Below are 17,811 nucleotides of genomic sequence, written 5' to 3' on the forward strand. Positions count from 1 at the left end.
CTTTGCTTAGGGCGCCAGATGACATACCGCTTCGATATTGTGTCCATCTGGCGCAATGACAAAGGCGGCGTAGTAATTGGCGTGGTAATTAGGCCGTAATCCCGGCGCGCCGTTATCCTTGCCTCCGGCGGCCAGCGCCGCGTGCCAGAAGGCATCAACCTGCTCGCGGCTGTCGGCGCAAAAGGCGATATGCAGCGGCGCGGGTTTATCTTCGCTTTGATAGAGGCATAAAGAGGCGTCGTTCGCTCCGGCTAACTCCGCGCCGTAAGCTGGCTCGCCTTCGCCTGCCAGCGTCACGCCGAGCGGCGCCAGCGCCTGTAAAAAGAATGCCTTGCTCGCGGCATAATCACTGACGCCAAATTTGACATGATCGAACATAAATTCTCCTTGTGGTTGGGAATATCTGTACGACATCACCGTGTCGTTAAATTGATAAGGGAACCAGCATCTATTTAATTAACAACGGTGATTAACTAATTTAACAGCTCGAATTGTTTAATTATTCATTAAGCGAGTATTTACAGGTGCTTAATCTGCCATGTACCATAAACAAAAAATAACAAATGTGATACATATCACCCTTTATTGGCGCTTTGGTAAAACCAAAGGCGCGAAATTTCCGCATGACTTACCGCACTCAGGTTATTAAATGCCCGATCTTATCGTGACAACCCGGTGAATATTTGCGCCATTTTCCCGCGTTGCGTTGAGAATCGTCTAATATTCAAACGATAACCCTATAAATCTTATCGCTATTGGCGATTTATTGTACGTCTTATTGGCCAAAGCCAGACGGTCTGTTTCGCAACAGTTCAATGGTATCGGTACCAGAGCGGGATTTGCTGGGCTTGTAAGCGACAAAACAGTATTTTTAATTGACAGGAATGTGATTATGTCGAGCGAGAAAACCAACAATTCAAGGCGTGATTTTTTAGTAAAATCAATGGCCTTGATTCCAACGGTAGTCATCGGCGGCGGCAGCGTGGGCGCCATTGGCGTGGCGGCGAGCGCCACGGCACAGGCGGCCTCCGCACCCTCTGCCGGTGGCAACGCGACATCCAGCGACTGGAAGCCGCAATTCTTCAACGATCGCGAGTGGCTGTTTATCAACGCCGCCGTCGCTCGCTTAATCCCAGCCGATGAACTCGGTCCAGGTGCTAAAGAGGCCGGTGTGCCGGAGTTTATCGACCGTCAGCTCAACACCCCTTATGCCACCGGTTCCATCTGGTATATGCAGGGGCCATTTAACCCCGACGTGCCGAAAGAGATGGGCTACCAGCTGCCGCTGGTACCAAAGCAGATTTATAACCTCGGTATCGCCGATGCCGAAGAGTGGTGTCAAAACCAGTATCACAAGAGCTTTGCTGAACTGAGCGGCGAACAGCAGGATGAGGCGCTCGGTCTGTGGGAATCCGGCAAGGCGCAGTTCAAACAGCTGCCGGCCTCGCTGTTTTTCTCCTATCTGTTGCAAAACACCCGCGAAGGCTTCTTCAGCGACCCTATCCATGGCGGCAATAAAGGCATGGTCGGCTGGACGCTGATTAATTTTCCCGGCGCGCGCGCCGACTTTATGGACTGGGTTGAACGAGGCGAACGCTATCCCTTCCCGCCGGTATCAATTAATGGGGAGAGGGCGTAATCATGGCGACCGTATTGAAAAAAAACGATGTGGCGATCGTTGGCTTCGGCTGGGTTGGCGCGATCATGGCCAAAGAGCTGACGGAAGCGGGGCTCAACGTCGTCGCGCTGGAGCGCGGCCCGATGCGCGATACCTGGCCGGACGGCGCTTATCCGCAGGTTATCGATGAGCTGACCTATAACATCCGCCGCAAGCTGTTCCAGGATCTCTCTAAAAGCACGGTGACGATTCGTCACAACACCAGCCAGCAGGCGGTACCCTATCGCCAACTGGCCGCCTTCCTGCCGGGGACCGGCGTTGGCGGCGCGGGTCTGCACTGGTCCGGCGTGCATTTCCGAGTCGATCCGATCGAACTGCGTATGCGCAGCCACTATGAAGAACGCTACGGCAAAAACTTCATTCCCCAGGATATGATCATCCAGGATTTCGGCGTCACCTACGACGAACTGGAACCGTTCTTCGATAAAGCGGAAAAAGTCTTTGGCACCTCCGGTACCGCCTGGTCGGTTAAAGGGAAGGTTGTCGGTAAAGGCCGCGGCGGTAACGCCTTCGCGCCGGATCGCTCGGACGATTTCCCGCTGCCGGCGCAGAAAAATACCTGGTCGGCGCAGCTGTTTGAAAAGGCGGCGCTGGAAGTGGGATATCATCCCTATAACCTGCCTTCCGCAAACACCTCCGACTCCTATACCAACCCGTATGGCGCGCAGATGGGGCCGTGTAACTTCTGCGGTTTCTGCAGCGGCTACGCCTGCTACATGTATTCGAAAGCCTCGCCGAACGTGAACATTCTGCCGGCGCTGCGCCAGGAAAAACGCTTTGAACTGCGCACTAACGCCAACGTGCTGAAGGTTAATCTGACCGACGATAAATCCCGCGCCACTGGTGTGACCTATGTCGACGGTCAGGGCCGTGAAATGGAACAGCCGGCGGATCTGGTGATTATCGGCGCCTTCCAGTTCCATAACGTGCATCTGATGCTGCTTTCCGGGATCGGTAAACCGTACAATCCTGAGACGGGCGAAGGGGTGGTCGGGCGTAACTTCGCCTATCAGAACATGACCACTATCAAGGCCATTTTCGATAAAGATACCTTCACCAACCCGTTCATCGGTGCGGGCGGCAACGGCGTCGGCGTCGATGACTTCAACGCCGATAACTTCGATCACGGCGCGGCGGGCTTCGTCGGCGGTTCGCCGTTCTGGGTCAACCAGGCGGGGACTAAACCGATCTCCGGCGTGCCGGTGCCTCCGGGTACCCCGGCGTGGGGCAGTAAATGGAAATCGGCGGTGGCCGACACCTACACCCACCACCTGTCGATGGATGCCCACGGCGCGCATCAGTCCTATCGCCAGAACTATCTCGATCTCGATCCGAACTACAAAAACGTCTTTGGTCAGCCGCTGCTGCGCATGACCTTCGACTGGCAGGAAAACGACATCAAGATGGCGCAGTTTATGTTCGATAAGATGGCGCCGATCGCCAAAGCGATGAAGCCGAAATATATGCTCGGCAGCCCGAAAAACGCCAATAGCCACTTTGACACCACCAGCTACCAGACCACCCATATGAACGGCGGCGCGGTGATGGGCGAAGATCCGAAAACCAGCGCGGTGAACCGTTATCTGCAGAGCTGGGACGTGCATAACGTCTTCGTCATCGGCGCTTCCGCTTTCCCGCAGGGGCTGGGCTACAACCCGACGGGGACCGTTGCCGCGCTGGCTTACTGGTCGGCGAAGGCTATCCGCGAACAGTACCTGAGAAATCCGGGTCCATTGGTGCAGGCATAAGGGAAAGCAAATCATGAAAATGCAATGGTTATCGGCACTGGTTCTCGGTGCGTTAAGCTGTGCGGCGTTCGCCGAAGAGGCGCCTGCGGACAGTAATCTGATTAAGCAGGGCGAATATCTGGCGCGCGCCGGCGACTGCGTGGCCTGCCACACCAACGGTAAAGAGGGCAAACCTTTTGCCGGCGGTCTGCCAATGGAAACACCGATCGGTACCATTTATTCCACCAACATCACGCCGGACAAAGCGCACGGTATTGGCGGTTATACCTTCGAAGAGTTTGACGACGCGGTGCGTAAAGGCGTGCGTAAAGACGGCTCAACGCTCTATCCGGCGATGCCGTATCCTTCCTTCGCCCGTATCAACGAAGCGGATATGCGCGCCATGTACGCCTACTTTATGCACGGCGTGGAGCCGGTAAATGTCGCTAACAAAGACACGGACATTCCGTGGCCGCTGTCGATGCGCTGGCCGCTGGCGTTCTGGCGCGGCATCTTCGCCCCGACGCCGAGCGACTTTGTCGCCAATCCGCAGGTGGACCCGGTACTGGAGCGCGGCCGTTACCTGGTGGAAGGCCTTGGCCACTGCGGCGCCTGCCACACCCCGCGTAGCCTGACGATGCAGGAAAAAGCGCTTAGCGAAAGCGAAGGTGATAACTACCTGGCGGGTAGCAATGCGCCGATTGACGGTTGGGTGGCATCCAGCCTGCGCGGTGAAAATCGCGACGGGCTGGGAAGCTGGAGCGAGGCCGAACTGGCCGAGTTCCTGAAAACCGGGCGCAATGATAAATCCGTGGTCTTCGGCGGCATGAGCGACGTGGTTGAGCACAGCCTGCAGTATCTCTCGAATGACGATATCACCGCTATTGCTCGCTATCTGAAGTCGTTACCGCCGCGCGGCGGTAAACAGACGCCAGCTCCGGTGGAAGATAGCGTGGCGAAAGATCTGTGGAAAGGCGATGACAGCAAAACCGGCGCAGCGCTGTACGTCGATAACTGTGCCGCCTGCCACCGTACCGATGGTGTCGGTTATAAACGCGCGTTCCCGTCGTTGAAAGGCAACCCGGTGGTGCAGACCGAAGATGCGACCTCGCTGATTCACATCATTCTGACCGGCAACACCACGCCGGCGGTGAAGGATGCGGTCTCGAACCTGACCATGCCGTCATTCGGCTGGCGTCTTGACGATCAACAGGTCGCGGATGTGGTCAACTTCATCCGCACCAGTTGGGGCAACAACGCGCCGCCGGTGAGCGCCAGCGATGTGGCGAAAGTACGTAAAGATAAGTCGATGATTCGCGATGAGAAGGCGTTAGGTAACGCCGACGTCTCGAAACTGCCGGCTGCTGCAGAGTAACTGGGCCGGGGCGGGGCACTGGATTCGCCCCGCCTGAGGTAAAAAACGTGATGACACCTGAACAACAGGGGACACAGCCATGATGCCGGAACTGGGCAACTATCTGCTGTGTCTGGCGGCAGGGCTGGCGCTGCTGCTAAGTACCTTTCCGCTATGGGGCGCGGCGCGTCAGGAACGATGGCTGATGGCATTAGCCCGGCCGCTGGCCTGTGCGCTGTTTATCTGCATCATCGGCGCGTTTGCGCTGCTGGTGCATGCCTTTGTAATCAATGACTTCACCATCCGCTACGTGGCGGAAAACTCCAACAGCGCGCTGCCGGTGTGGTACCGGGTGGCGGCTACCTGGGGAGCGCACGAAGGCTCTTTGCTGCTGTGGGTGCTGCTGCTCAGCGTGTGGACGTTCGCCGTCGCGCTCTTCAGTCGCCAGATGCCGCCCGACGCGGTAGCGCGGGTGCTGGCGGTGATGGGAATGATCGCCTTCGGTTTCCTGCTTTTTATCCTGTTCACCTCCAATCCGTTCAGCCGCAGCCTGCCGCTGTATCCCGTAGATGGCCGCGATCTAAATCCCATGCTGCAGGATATCGGGATGATTTTTCATCCACCGATCCTCTACATGGGCTACGTTGGCTTCTCGGTGGCCTTCGCCTTCGCGATTGCGTCACTGCTGGCGGGGCGGCTGGATACCGCGTGGGCGCGATGGTCGCGCCCGTGGACGCAGGCGGCGTGGATGTTCCTGACACTTGGGATCGTGCTGGGCTCGGCGTGGGCCTATTACGAACTGGGCTGGGGCGGCTGGTGGTTCTGGGACCCGGTGGAAAATGCCTCGTTTATGCCGTGGCTGGTTGGCACCGCGTTGCTGCATTCACTGGCGGTAACCGAAAAGCGCGGCAGCTTCCGCGCCTGGACCGTGCTGCTGGCGCTGGCTGCGTTTTCGCTATGCCTGTTGGGGACTTTCCTTGTGCGATCTGGCGTGCTGGTATCGGTGCACTCCTTTGCCTCCGATCCGGCGCGCGGGATGTTTATACTGGCTTTGTTGACCCTCGCGATTGGCGGCTCGCTGCTGCTGTATGCGGTGAAAGGCGGGCGAGTGCGGGCGCGAGTGGAACATACGCTCTGGTCGCGCGAGTCGTTCCTGCTTGGCAACAATATTCTGCTGATGGCTGCGATGCTGGTGGTGCTGTTAGGCACGCTGCTGCCGTTGGTGCATAAAGCGTTGGGGCTGGGGACGATATCGATCGGCGAACCGTTCTTCAATACCATGTTCACCGCGCTGATGGCGCCGTTTGCGCTGCTGCTGGGGCTAGGGCCGCTGATTCGTTGGCGCCGCGATGAGCCAGGTAAACAGCTTAAACGACTGGCGATATCGCTTCTTGTGACGTTGTCACTTTCTCTGGTCTTACCATGGCTTCTTCAGGACCGCATCACCGCGATGGCGGTTATCGGCCTGATGATGGCGCTGTGGGTGCTTATCTTCGCGCTGATTGAAGTCCATGAACGGGCCACGCATCGCCACGGCTTCTGGCGCGGCCTGCGTACCTTAACGCGTAGCCAGTGGGGCATGGCGCTCGGCCATGTTGGCGTGGCGGTAACCGTCATTGGCATCACCTTCAGCCAGAACTATAGCATCGAGCGCGATGTCCGCATGCGGGCTGGCGACAGCCTCGATATTCATCGTTATCACTTCGTCTTCAAGGGCGTGCGTAATATCGTCGGGCCGAACTGGAGCGGCGGCGAGGGGGTGATTGCCGTCAGCCGGAACGGTCGCCCGGAAGCCACGCTGTATGCCGAAAAACGCTTTTACACCGCCAGCCGGATGATGATGACCGAAGCGGCCATCAGCGGCGGGTTTACCCGCGATCTTTACGCCGCGCTGGGAGAAGAGCTGGATGATGGCAGTTGGGCGGTGCGTCTGTACTACAAACCGTTCGTGCGCTGGATCTGGTACGGCGGCGTACTGATGGCGCTGGGAGGGCTCTGCTGCATGCTCGATCCGCGTTACCGCCGGTCGCGGCAACAGAAAACAGCAGTGGATCGCAATGACATAAACCGCTCGCTGTACCAGTCCCGACTGCGCGAACTTGAGCAGGAGCGTACTGACGGTAATGAGGAGATGATTGTCGAGCTGCAACGTACGTTGCTGGCGGATATCTCGCCGCAGGAACCAACGCGCGTTCGGCCGCTTAGCCGCTGGTTGCTGCTACCGGGGGCGCTATTGTTGGTCTTCGTCAGCGGCGGGCTCTATCTGAAAACCAGCGATGTGGGTCAGGTGCTGCTGTGGCGACAAAGCGAGCATCATTATCCCGCGCTGCTGGCGCAGGCGAAGGATCCGACCGCTGCGCCGCTGCGGAGGGATGAGTTGGCTCAACTGAGGCTTGGGCTGCGCAGCCATCTGCAGGATAGCCCTGACGATCTCGCCGGCTGGCAACTGCTTGGGCGGCTCGGCCTGCTGCTAAACGATGGCGAGACGGCGATCGGCGCTTTTGGACGGGCGCATAAGCTGGCCCCGGCTGACCCGGCGGCAGGCTTTGATTATGCCAGCGCGCTGGTGCGGGCGGGCGATAACGCGCAGATGCGGATGGGCGAGCTGTTGCTGCGCGAGCTGCATCAGCGGCAGCCGAAAAACCTGCCGGTGCTGGAGATGCTGGCGCTCAGCGCTGTCCGCAATGAAGACTATCCGCAGGCGGTAGCGGCGCTACAGCAACTGCTGATGTTGTTGCCGGAGGGCGATGCCCGCCGCGAGGCGATTGCCCGCCAGCTGGCGCAGGCGCAGCAGCAGGCGCGGTAAATATTTGCTTTTTCTGCACTGCTCCCCGGTCGCGCTGTCGCTTACCGGGGCTACAAATGGCAGTGACCGCGCGAACGGTAGGCCGGATAAGGCGCAGCCGCCATCCGGCAAAATAACGCCGTAACAGACGAAAAAAAGCCCCTGCGAACAGGCAGGGGCAAACCATGTCAGAGCTTATTTTTTATTAATTGAACACCATGCCGCCATCGATCAGCAGCGATTGACCGGTCATATAATCGGAATCCGGGCTGGCAAGGTAAGAGACGCAGGCGGCGACATCTTCTGGTTCCGACAGGCGGCCGAGGGTGATGCGTTTGGCGAATTCGGCGGTGCCATAGCCCAGAGGTTTACCGGCCGCTTCGGAGACCTGACGATCGATCTCGGCCCACATCGGCGTTTTCACAATCCCCGGGCAGTAGCCGTTGACGGTAATACCCAGCGGCGCCAGGTCGCGGGCGGCGGTTTGCGTTAAACCGCGTACGGCGAATTTGCTCGAGCTGTAGACCGCCAGTTCCGGGTTGCCGACGTGACCGGCCTGGGAACAGGCGTTGATGATTTTGCCGCCGTGACCCTCTTTTTTAAAGGCATCGACTGCCGCCTGAATCCCCCAGATCACCCCTTTAACGTTGATGTTGTAGACCTTGTCGACAATCTCCGGCGTAATGGATTCGATAGGCGTTGATGGCGCAACCCCGGCGTTGTTGACGATGACGTTGAATCCGCCCAGCGTTTTCCGCGCCTGTTCGACGGCGGCAAACACCTGCTCGCGGTCGGAAACATCGACTTTGACCGCGATTGCTCGCCCACCGTGCTGATTGATTTCATCCGCCACGGCTTTTGCCGTAACGTCATTGTAATCGGCGATCGCCACGGCAAAACCGTCCTTCACGAGGCGTAACGCGATAGCTTTACCAATGCCCTGACCGGCGCCGGTGACAAGTGCGACTTTTTTCATTTCCATTTCCTTTTGTGATGACTTAAAGAATCTGACTCAGATGTAGCTGGCCCATCAGCAGCGGGTTATCGCGGTAATCTACGGGGATGGCGACCACCGCCGGGCCGTCGACATCCATCGCCGCGCGTAGCGTTGGCTCCAGCGCATCAGCGCTTTCCACCGCAAACCCTTTCGCGCCGAAGGATTCGGCATAGGCTTTAAAATCCATTGGTCCGAACTCGACGCCGGACAGGCGTTGATATTTTTTCTCTTCCTGGATAGCGACCATGTTGTAGCCGTTATCGACCCAGATAAGATGCAGGATGTTGGCTTTCAGGCGGACCGCCGTTTCCAGCTCCATACTGGATTGCAGAAAACCGCCATCGCCGGAGACCGAGACCACTTTGCGCTGCGGATTGACCAGCCAGGCCCCGATGGCCCACGGCAGGGCGACGCCCATGGTCTGCTGACCGTTGGAGATCATCACCTGACGGGCTCGGAAGCTGTAGAGATAGCGGGCGATCCAAATATGAAAGCTCCCCATATCGACCGTCAGCGTGACGTCGCTATTCACGATATCCTGCATGGCGCGGACGATGCGCAGCGGGTGCAGAGCAAACTGATTCAACTGCGCCCCGCGGCGATCGAGCAGTTCGCGCTGATGCTGGCGGTCGTGGAGGATTTCAGCGGCCTGCGGCGAGAGCACCAGCCGATGATCGATATTTTGCGCCAGCTTATTCAGCGTGCCGGCGATATCGCCCACCAGCTCGACATCCGGCGTGTAGTTACGCTCTTCATAGGCGGGCAGTACGTCGATGTGTACCAGCGTCGCGTTGCCGCTGTTCCACATCGCTGGTTCGTATTCCACCGGGCTATAGCCGATGCAGATGACCAGGTCGGCCAGTTGCAATAAGCGGTCACCGGCCTGATTGTTAAACAGCCCGACGCGTCCGGCGAAGCGCGAGAAGTTATCCTGATTGACCGCCCCGGCGGCCTGATAGGTGCTGGTGACCGGAATATGGCTGGTTTCCAGCAAACGATGCAGCGCGGCGCTGTTTTCCGTCTGGCTGGCCATTAATCCAAGCAGGAACACCGGATTCTTCGCCTGGGCAATCAACTTCGCAACCTGATTGATTGCCTCGTCAGGCGCGGCGCCCATCTGCGGCGCGCTGCTGGCGGGCAGCACTTTGCCGGTCGCCGGGCCATCGACGACATCCTGCGGCAGGCTGACGAAGGCGCTGCCCGGGCGACCCTGCTCGGCGGCGCGAAAGGCATTGGAAACCACCTCGGCCAGCGCATCCGGTGAGGTCACTTCTACGGCGTATTTGGTGACCGGGCTGAACATCGCCACCGTATCCATACTTTGGTGTACCTGTTTGGCTTTATCGGCGCGTTTGACCGCGCCACCCAGCGCCACCACCGGATCGCCTTCACTGTTAGCGGTGGCCATCCCGGTTATCAAGTTGGAACAACCGGGTCCGGAGGTCACCAGCGCGACGCCCGCTTTGCCGGTAATGCGCCCGACCGCGGCGGCCATAAAGGCGGCGTTGGCCTCGTGGCGCACCGGAATAATGCGGATTGAGGAGTCCAGTAACGAGTCGAAAACCTTATCGATTTTAGCGCCGGGGATCCCGAAGACCTGGCGTACGCCTTGCGCTTCCAGTTGGCTGACGACCAGATCGGCGCCGTGCGCCCACTGGCGCAGCGGATACTGTTTGTCCATGTGAACCTCCTAACTTTCTACTGAACGGATGGCGGCATCGAGATTATCGGGATGCAGATTGGCCTGCAGGAACGCGCTGTCGGCGGGAAGGTCGATCATCAGCTTATGAATTTCGCCGAAGGTCAATACCCCACGGTCGAGCTGGTAGTCCAGCAGGTGGCCGCCGCCCTGGCGGTCATCGGTGATGAAGTGTTCGTGATAGCCGGCGACGTTTATGCCCTGCATATGCTGCGGGGTACGAAAACCGACCAGTACGCCGTCACGCTGGTTAAAGCGGAAAACCGGCTGATCGTCGAGCACGTCGGTCATCGCCCGGTAGGGCGGCGTCTGACGAGGCACGGTGCGGGTATGGGCGTGGCGGAAATGACCATCGATTCGCAGCGCGCAGAACAGATTGTCGGAAGGAATTTGCTGGTCAATAACCTCATGCAGCTGCTGGCGGCTGACCGGATGGTCAAAGGTTTTACGGTACTGCGGCTGGAACCAGGTCATCACCGCAAACGGCGTTTTCTGTTCCGGCCGCGCTTTACGCGCGCTGCCGTCGGCACGCAGTTGATACACCTGGCTGCTAAACGCGATCAGCTCGCCGTCGAGTTCATTAAAGGTGCCGAGGCCGAAATCGCCGTGCTTCAGCAGGTCCGCAATGGTGGTGGTACCTTCGTAGACGCCGCTGAGCAGGGCGCTCATCAGCGAAGTTTGATATAGCACGCTATCGGGATGCTGGGCGGAAAACGCGCGTAGCGTTTCACACAGACTCTCTTCGCAGGTGCAATCTGAAGCATGATTCATGAGCCACTTCCTCGTTCAACAAATATAAGAAAGGTTAAATAAAGGTTGACCCGATTCAGCTCACAGTTCCAATATAGAAACCATGCTGGTTTGAGACGTTTTCGATATGGAACTTCGTTATCTACGCTATTTTGTCGCCGTCGCCCGGACGCGGCACTTCACCCGGGCAGCGAAAGAACTGGGTATCTCACAGCCACCGTTAAGTCAGCAAATTCAGCGACTTGAGCGTGAGGTTGGTACTCCGCTGTTGCGTCGGCTAACCCGCGGGGTGGAGCTGACCGAAGCCGGGGAGTCCTTTTATGAGGATGCCTGCCAAATCCTCGCGCTGAGCGATGCGGCGCTGGAAAAGGCCAAGGGCATTGCTCGCGGAATGAACGGCAGCTTGTCATTAGGCATTACCAGTTCTGATGCTTTCCATCCGCAAATCTTCACCTTGCTGCACCGTTTTCAGCTCGATCACCCAGGCGTCGTCCTCCATCAACGGGAGGGCAACATGGCGAATTTGATGGCGGCGCTGAGCGAGGCGGAGATCGATATCGCCTTTGTCCGTTTGCCGTGCGAAAGCAGTAAGGCGTTTAACTTGCGTATCATTGATGAAGAGCCAATGGTCATTGCGCTCCCGCGCGATAATCCATTGTCAGCGGAACCGACGCTGGCGCTGGAACAGTTGCGGGACGTCGCGCCGATCCTCTTCCCGCGCGAAGTGGCGCCGGGCTTGTATGAGCTGGTGTTCAATAGCTGCCTGCGCGCCGGTATAGATATGAACCGCGCCAGGCAGTCGTCGCAGATTTCATCGTCGCTGAGTATGGTTAACGCCGGATTTGGTTTCGCGCTGGTGCCGCAGTCGATGACCTGCATCGCGCTGCCCAACGTCAGCTATCAATCGATACAGGGGACGCCGGTCAAGACCGATATTGCCATCGCCTGGCGGCGCTTCGAGCGTTCGCGTACGGTGAAGCGATTTTTAGAGATGTTCTAATTCCCGGGACGCATAGCGCGACCCAACGGAGATACGCTGATCTTTTCTCCGTTGGGTTACCCGTTACTGCGCCACCCAGCCGCCATCCATATTCCACGCCGCGCCGCGCACCTGCGCGGCGGCGTCGCTGCATAAAAATAGCGCCATTTCACCCAGTTGCTGAGGCGTCACGAATTCTCCGGAAGGTTGTTTTTCGGCAAGCAGCTGCGCTCTGGCCTGCTCCGGGTCGGCCCCCTCAGCGATACGTTTATCGATCTGCTGCTGAACCAGCGGCGTCAGTACCCAGCCGGGGCAAATCGCGTTGCAGGTTATACCGGTACGCGCGGTCTCCAACGCCAGCGTTTTGCTAAAGCCAATCACCCCATGCTTGGCGGCAACGTAGGCGGATTTCTCTTTCGAGGCGACTAACCCATGCACGGAGGCAATATTAATAATCCGCCCCCAGTTGCGCTCGCGCATGCCCGGCAGCGCCAGGCGGCTGGTGTGGAAGACGCTGGACAGATTTATCGCCAGAATATCGTTCCATTTTTCCACCGCGAACTGCTCCACCGGCGCCACATGCTGGATCCCGGCGTTATTAATCACAATATCGACGCCGCCAAATTCGCTTTCGGCATAGCGCATCATCGCTTCAATTTGCCCGACGTCGCGCAGGTCGGCATCGTGATAGCCGGGAATTTTACCCAGCGCGGCAACCTCGGCTCGCGCGCTCGTGCTGTCGCCAAAACCATTCAACACCAGCTGCGCGCCGGCCTGCGCCAGCACTTTGGCAATGCCTAAACCAATACCGCTGGTGGAGCCGGTGACCAGCGCTGTTTTACCGTTCAAATTCATTTCGTTACTCCTTAAATCAGGCATCAGACAATGCCGGTTAAATAGAACACGGCAATGACAAACAGAACCGCGAGGCTTTTGATAAGCGTAATGGCGAAAATGCCGCCGTAAGCCTGGCGATGGCTTAAGCCGGTGATTGCCAGCAGCGTGATGACGGCGCCGTTATGCGGCAGGGTATCCATGCCGCCGCTGGCCATTGACGCGACGCGGTGCAGTACCTCAAGCGGGATATTGGCGGCGTGGGCGGCGGCCACGAAGGTATCGGACATTGCCGCCAGCGCGATGCTCATTCCGCCGGAGGCGGAGCCGGTGATCCCCGCCAGCACGGTCACGCTAATCGCCTCGTTTAACAGGGGATTGGGAATAGCGGTCAGGGCTTTCGACAACACCAGGAAACCCGGCAGGGCGGCAATCACCGCGCCGAAACCATATTCAGAGGCAGTATTCATCGCCGCGAGGATCGCGCCGCCGACCGCCGTACGGCTGCCTTCCGCCAGACGGCCGCGGATATTGCGAAATCCGAACAACAGCACCACGACGATACCGGACAGCAGCGCGGCCTCGACGGCCCAGATAGCGGTGATTTTACCGACCTCGGTGACGATGGGTTTGGCAAGCCCAGGTAGAGTCAGTTCGTGGCTGGCGCCATACCACTGCGGGATCCAGCGGGTAAACAGCAGGTTCAGCACGCCGACCAGCAGCAGCGGGGCAATGGCGATCAGCGGATGCGGCAGATTGATGTTATCCGGCGTCTGCGGCTCGTTTTGCAGATCGGCACCGTAACCCTCGCCATTCGCGAGCGCTTTACGCCGCTGTCGTTCCAGCCACAGTAAACCGAAGGTGATGATAAACAGTGAACCTATCAACCCAAGCCAGGGGGCCGCCCAGGCGTTGGTGCCAAAAAAGCTGGTGGGGATAATGTTCTGGATCTGCGGGGTGCCCGGCAGGGCATCCATGGTGAATGAGAACGCGCCCAGCGCGACGGTTGCCGGGATCAGCCGCTTCGGGATACCGCTTTGGCGAAACAGTTCGGCGGCAAAGGGATAGACCGCAAAAGCCACCACGAACAGCGAAACGCCGCCGTAGGTCAGCAGGGCGCAAACCAGCACAATCACCGGGATCGCATGTCGCCGCCCGAGAATCTGAATCGCGGCGGCGACGATGGAGCGCGAGAAGCCCGATAGTTCAATCAGCTTGCCAAAGACGGCGCCGAGCAGAAATACCGGAAAATAGAGCTTCACGAATCCGACCATTTTTTCCATAAACAGGCCGGTAAAGGTCGGGCCTACCGCGCTCGGGTCGGTGAGCAGAACCGCGCCAAGCGCGGCGATAGGGGCAAACAGGATAACGCTATATCCACGATACGCAGCCAGCATCAATAATGCCAGCGCGGCCAGGGCGATCAACACACTCATTACGACTCCTCACTATCATTGTTATTGTCGGGGTACAAAACGAGAAGTTACGGTTTCAGGGCATAGCGCAGCTGATGTTCGCGGCGCGACTGTATTCGTTTCTGCCGGGTCTCATCCCAGCGATAAAAACCTTGCCCGCTGCGGGCGCCGGTATCGCCTTGCGCGACTTTGTCGGCGACCAGCGACATCATGTCGCTGCCCGTGGCCAGTTCCGGCAGCAGGTGCTGGCAGATATCCTGAACCGTCGCCAGACCGGTCATATCCGCGGCTTCCAGCGGGCCGACCATCGCGTAACGGCGGCCGAGCGAGGCGCGCATCACTTTGTCGACCACTTCCGGCGAAGCGATGCCGCTCTTGACGATATGCAGCGCTTCGCGCAGCAGGGCGAACTGTAGTCGGTTGCCGACAAACCCCGGCGCGGCGCGGTTGAGTACCACCGCTTCCAGCGCGCAGGAGGATAAAAAGTCGCTGACCTGGTTGGCGAGATGCGCCAAGGTAGCGCTACCCGGCACCACTTCCACCAGCGGGATAAAATGCGGCGGATGCCAGAAGTGGGCGATTAACAAGCGCTCCGGATGCCGCATACCCTGCGCCAGCCGATCCGGCGGTAGTCCGCTGGTGTTGCTGGCGATGATGGCTTCGTCTGCGATCAGCGTTTCCAGTTCGCGGTATAAGGCGTGCTTGAGCGCCAGACGTTCCGGAATCGCTTCGATCAGCAAGGTCGCGTCAGCAAGATCGCCTAATGCCGTGGTGCCGGAGAGGAGCGAGAGCACCGACGCACGCTGAGCGGCGTCAAACTGCCCGCACTCTTCGAGCTCGCGCAAAATGGCGGCGGCGACGCTCTCGATCTCGCTAATGCGCGCCGGGTCGGTGTCGTAGAGGCGTACGGCGTGGCCGTGGCGGGCAAAATGGCAGGCGATGCCGACGCCCATCAGGCCAGCGCCCAGTACCGCCAGTTGTGGTGTAAACATAGTGGCTCCTGTTAACGTTCTATGGTCATCGCGATACCCTGACCACCGCCGACGCAAAGCGTCGCCAGGCCTTTGTTGACATCGCGGCGCTGCATCTCGTGCAGCAGACTAACCAGAATGCGACATCCTGAGGCGCCAATCGGGTGGCCGAGCGCGATAGCGCCGCCGTTGACGTTGACTTTCTGGCTGTCCCACTCCAGCAATTTGCCAACGGCCAGCGCCTGCACGGCAAAGGCCTCGTTGGCTTCGATGAGATCCACCTCATCCAGCGACCAACCGGCGCGCTGCAGCGCCTTCCGGCAAGCGCTTACCGGGCCGATACCCATCACGGACGGATCGACGCCGGCCACCGCAGAGCTGACAATCCGCGCCAGCACCGGCAACCCAAGCTGCCGTGCTTTATCGACGCTCATCAATACCACTGCCGCCGCGCCATCGTTGAGCGAAGAGGCATTGCCCGCGGTGACACTGCCATCTTCCGTGCGGAAGGCCGGGCGTAACTGCGCGAGCTGTTGTTCGCTGGTTTCCGGGCGCGGCTGTTCGTCTGCGTCCACCATGCGCGGCGCTTTTTTACCCTGAGGGACGCTAAGCGGCACTATCTCAGCCTGAAAGCGCCCGGCGGCTATCGCGGCGGCGGCTTTGCGCTGCGAAAGGGCGGCGAAGGCATCCTGCTGGGGGCGGGAGATGTCAAAGGCGTCGGCGAGATTCTCGGCGGTGATGCCCATGTGATAGTCGTTAAACGCATCCCATAATCCGTCCTGAATCATACTGTCCTGCATACTGGCATGGCCGAAACGCAGGCCATCGCGCGCCCCCTGAACCAGATACGGAGCATTGCTCATGCTCTCCTGGCCGCCGGCGATCGCGATCTCCGCCTCGCCGCTGCGAATGGCTTGTACTGCCTGTTGCACGGCTTTCAGCCCGGAACCGCAAACCAGATTGATGGTAACGGCCGGAGTTTCAACCGGTAGCCCGGCGCGCAGCGCGGTTTGTCGCGCTGGATTCTGTCCGCAGCCGGCAGTTAATACCTGGCCAAAAATCAGTTCGTCAACGGCGCTGGCCGGTAGCTGTGTGCGTTCAAGCAAACCACGCACTACGGCGGCGCCAAGCTCGACGGCGGAAAGGGAAGATAAGGCGCCGCGAAAACTGCCGATTGGCGTACGTAGCGCGCAGACGATAGCGACTTCTTTCATATTGTCTCCTTAGTTGAAGCGCATTTCGCGGACGTCATCGGCAATGACCAGCCGTCCAGCCGTTTTATGGGCAATTTCGTCAATGCTGACGCCGGGGGCGTATTCGCGCAGAACAAAGGCGCCGTCGCTAATTTCCAGCAGCGCGAGATCGGTCAGTACCCGGTGAATACAGCCCGCGCCGGTGAGCGGCAGGGTGCACTGCGCCAGCAGCTTGGATTCGCCGTTTTTCGAGGCGTGAGTCATCACCACGATGATGTTTTGCGCGCCCGCCACCAGATCCATGGCGCCGCCCATGCCTTTCACCATTTTTCCTGGGATCATCCACGAGGCGATATTACCCGCGACATCGACTTCAAAAGCGCCAAGGACCGTGAGATCGACGTGGCCGCCGCGGATCATGGCGAAGGACTGGGCGGAGTCAAAGATAGCCGCCCCGATTTGTGCGGTAACGGTCTGCTTACCGGCGTTAATCATGTCGGCATCAAGCGTTGACTCATCGGGAAATTCGCCCATCCCCAACAGGCCGTTTTCCGACTGCAGCATCACTTCAATACCGGCGGGAATATAGTTTGCGACTAGCGTGGGAATGCCGATACCGAGATTGACATAATCGCCGTCGCGCAGTTCCTGGGCGACGCGCATCGCCATTTGTTCGCGAGTTAACATGTTCAGTTCCCTCCGGCGCGCAGCGTGCGCTGTTCAATTCGTTTTTCGAATAGCCCGACGATCAGCCGGTCGACATAAATACCGGGCGTGTGGATGGCGGAAGGGGGGAGTTCGCCCGGCGCGACGATTTCTTCGACTTCTACTACCGTGATGCGTCCGGCGGTGGCCATCAACGGGTTAAAATTTTGCGCGGTATGGCGGTAGACCACGTTGCCGTACCAGTCGGCTTTCCAGCCCTTCACAAGGGCGAAATCACCGCGAATGGCTTCTTCGAGAATGTAATTTTTACCGTCGAACTGACGCACTTCTTTGCCTTCCGCCACCGGCGTGCCGTAACCGGTCGCGGTATAGAATCCGGGGATCCCGGCGCCGCCGGCGCGAATTTTCTCGGCAAGCGTCCCTTGCGGGGTCAGTTCCACCGCCAGCTCGCCGCTCAGTACCAGGTGTTCAAAGAGGGCGTTTTCTCCCACGTAGGAAGCCACGACTTTGCGCACCTGGCGCGTTTCCAGCAGCATGCCGAGACCAAAGCCATCAACGCCGCAGTTATTAGAGACGACCGTCAGCCCCTGTACCTGGCGGCGTTTGACCTCGGCGATTAAGTTTTCCGGGATGCCGCATAGGCCGAAGCCGCCGGCCAGTAACGTCATACCATCGGTTAATCCGTCCAACGCCGCTTCATAGCTGGCGACGCGCTTATCCAGTCCTGCCATCATTTTTCTCCTGCCTTGCGATGGCTCTATCA

General features: G+C 59.0%; 15 protein-coding genes and 1 pseudogene. 6 read left to right on the forward strand and 10 right to left on the reverse strand.

Annotated elements, in window-relative coordinates; genetic code table 11:
• Positions 1 to 6 precede the first annotated feature (6 nt).
• Positions 7 to 378, reverse strand: a complete 372-nt coding sequence (locus PGR10_RS01685; protein ID WP_020079032.1) for a VOC family protein — start codon at positions 376 to 378, stop codon at positions 7 to 9.
• 511 nt (positions 379 to 889) lie between these two features.
• Between PGR10_RS01685 and PGR10_RS01690 the strand changes: the two genes are divergently transcribed.
• From PGR10_RS01690 to PGR10_RS01710, 5 genes and pseudogenes are all read left to right on the forward strand, one after another.
• Positions 890 to 1,639, forward strand: coding sequence for a gluconate 2-dehydrogenase subunit 3 family protein (locus PGR10_RS01690; protein WP_026612334.1), 750 nt, complete (start codon positions 890 to 892; stop codon positions 1,637 to 1,639).
• Positions 1,640 to 1,641: 2 nt separating this feature from the next.
• On the forward strand, positions 1,642 to 3,426 hold the full coding sequence (locus PGR10_RS01695) for a GMC family oxidoreductase (RefSeq protein WP_430922808.1): 1,785 nt from the start codon (positions 1,642 to 1,644) through the stop codon (positions 3,424 to 3,426).
• 10 nt (positions 3,427 to 3,436) lie between these two features.
• Positions 3,437 to 4,780, forward strand: coding sequence for a c-type cytochrome (locus PGR10_RS01700; RefSeq protein ID WP_161801909.1), 1,344 nt, complete (start codon positions 3,437 to 3,439; stop codon positions 4,778 to 4,780).
• A gap of 79 nt (positions 4,781 to 4,859) precedes the next feature.
• Positions 4,860 to 7,019: pseudogene (gene ccmI / locus PGR10_RS01705) on the forward strand (c-type cytochrome biogenesis protein CcmI); the annotation flags it as partial.
• A 27-nt stretch (positions 7,020 to 7,046) separates the two neighbouring features.
• Positions 7,047 to 7,565, forward strand: coding sequence for a tetratricopeptide repeat protein (locus PGR10_RS01710; RefSeq protein ID WP_430923098.1), 519 nt, complete (start codon positions 7,047 to 7,049; stop codon positions 7,563 to 7,565).
• A gap of 184 nt (positions 7,566 to 7,749) precedes the next feature.
• On the opposite strand, the gene PGR10_RS01715 is transcribed toward PGR10_RS01710, so the two are convergent.
• Genes PGR10_RS01715 through budA form a run of 3 tightly spaced genes read right to left on the reverse strand, consistent with a single transcriptional unit; the run spans position 7,750 to position 11,011 of the window.
• Positions 7,750 to 8,520: a (S)-acetoin forming diacetyl reductase gene (locus PGR10_RS01715; protein WP_087857867.1), complete on the reverse strand. Its 771-nt coding sequence runs from the start codon at positions 8,518 to 8,520 to the stop codon at positions 7,750 to 7,752.
• A 22-nt stretch (positions 8,521 to 8,542) separates the two neighbouring features.
• Positions 8,543 to 10,222 (reverse strand): acetolactate synthase AlsS, encoded by a 1,680-nt coding sequence (alsS, locus tag PGR10_RS01720; protein WP_047046546.1) that lies wholly within the window; start codon positions 10,220 to 10,222, stop codon positions 8,543 to 8,545.
• Between the two features lie 9 nt (positions 10,223 to 10,231).
• Positions 10,232 to 11,011: an acetolactate decarboxylase gene (budA, locus tag PGR10_RS01725; protein ID WP_015366940.1), complete on the reverse strand. Its 780-nt coding sequence runs from the start codon at positions 11,009 to 11,011 to the stop codon at positions 10,232 to 10,234.
• Positions 11,012 to 11,117: 106 nt separating this feature from the next.
• On the opposite strand from budA, the gene PGR10_RS01730 reads away from it, so the two are divergent.
• The gene (locus PGR10_RS01730; protein ID WP_048228686.1) at positions 11,118 to 11,990 is read left to right on the forward strand and encodes a LysR family transcriptional regulator; all 873 of its coding nucleotides are present in this window, start codon (positions 11,118 to 11,120) and stop codon (positions 11,988 to 11,990) included.
• A 63-nt stretch (positions 11,991 to 12,053) separates the two neighbouring features.
• Here the strand turns inward: PGR10_RS01730 and PGR10_RS01735 are convergent, their stop codons facing one another.
• Genes PGR10_RS01735 through PGR10_RS01760 form a run of 6 tightly spaced genes read right to left on the reverse strand, consistent with a single transcriptional unit; the run spans position 12,054 to position 17,779 of the window.
• Positions 12,054 to 12,824: a 3-hydroxybutyrate dehydrogenase gene (locus PGR10_RS01735; protein ID WP_032707870.1), complete on the reverse strand. Its 771-nt coding sequence runs from the start codon at positions 12,822 to 12,824 to the stop codon at positions 12,054 to 12,056.
• Between the two features lie 23 nt (positions 12,825 to 12,847).
• Positions 12,848 to 14,239 carry a GntP family permease gene (locus PGR10_RS01740; RefSeq protein ID WP_430922809.1) on the reverse strand — a complete coding sequence of 464 codons (1,392 nt, stop codon included), beginning with the start codon at positions 14,237 to 14,239 and terminating at the stop codon, positions 12,848 to 12,850.
• A gap of 47 nt (positions 14,240 to 14,286) precedes the next feature.
• Entirely contained in the window at positions 14,287 to 15,210 is a 924-nt protein-coding gene (locus PGR10_RS01745; protein WP_113375023.1) for a 3-hydroxyacyl-CoA dehydrogenase family protein, read from the reverse strand.
• A gap of 11 nt (positions 15,211 to 15,221) precedes the next feature.
• Positions 15,222 to 16,403 carry an acetyl-CoA C-acetyltransferase gene (locus PGR10_RS01750; RefSeq protein WP_087857862.1) on the reverse strand — a complete coding sequence of 394 codons (1,182 nt, stop codon included), beginning with the start codon at positions 16,401 to 16,403 and terminating at the stop codon, positions 15,222 to 15,224.
• A gap of 9 nt (positions 16,404 to 16,412) precedes the next feature.
• On the reverse strand, positions 16,413 to 17,069 hold the full coding sequence (locus tag PGR10_RS01755; protein WP_430922810.1) for a CoA transferase subunit B: 657 nt from the start codon (positions 17,067 to 17,069) through the stop codon (positions 16,413 to 16,415).
• A 2-nt stretch (positions 17,070 to 17,071) separates the two neighbouring features.
• The gene (locus PGR10_RS01760) at positions 17,072 to 17,779 is read right to left on the reverse strand and encodes a CoA transferase subunit A (protein ID WP_430923099.1); all 708 of its coding nucleotides are present in this window, start codon (positions 17,777 to 17,779) and stop codon (positions 17,072 to 17,074) included.
• Between the last annotated feature and the right edge of the window lie 32 nt (positions 17,780 to 17,811).

This window comes from Klebsiella sp. 141198 (assembly GCF_050600785.1).
In the GTDB taxonomy this organism is placed as follows: Bacteria; Pseudomonadota; Gammaproteobacteria; order Enterobacterales; family Enterobacteriaceae; genus Klebsiella; species Klebsiella aerogenes.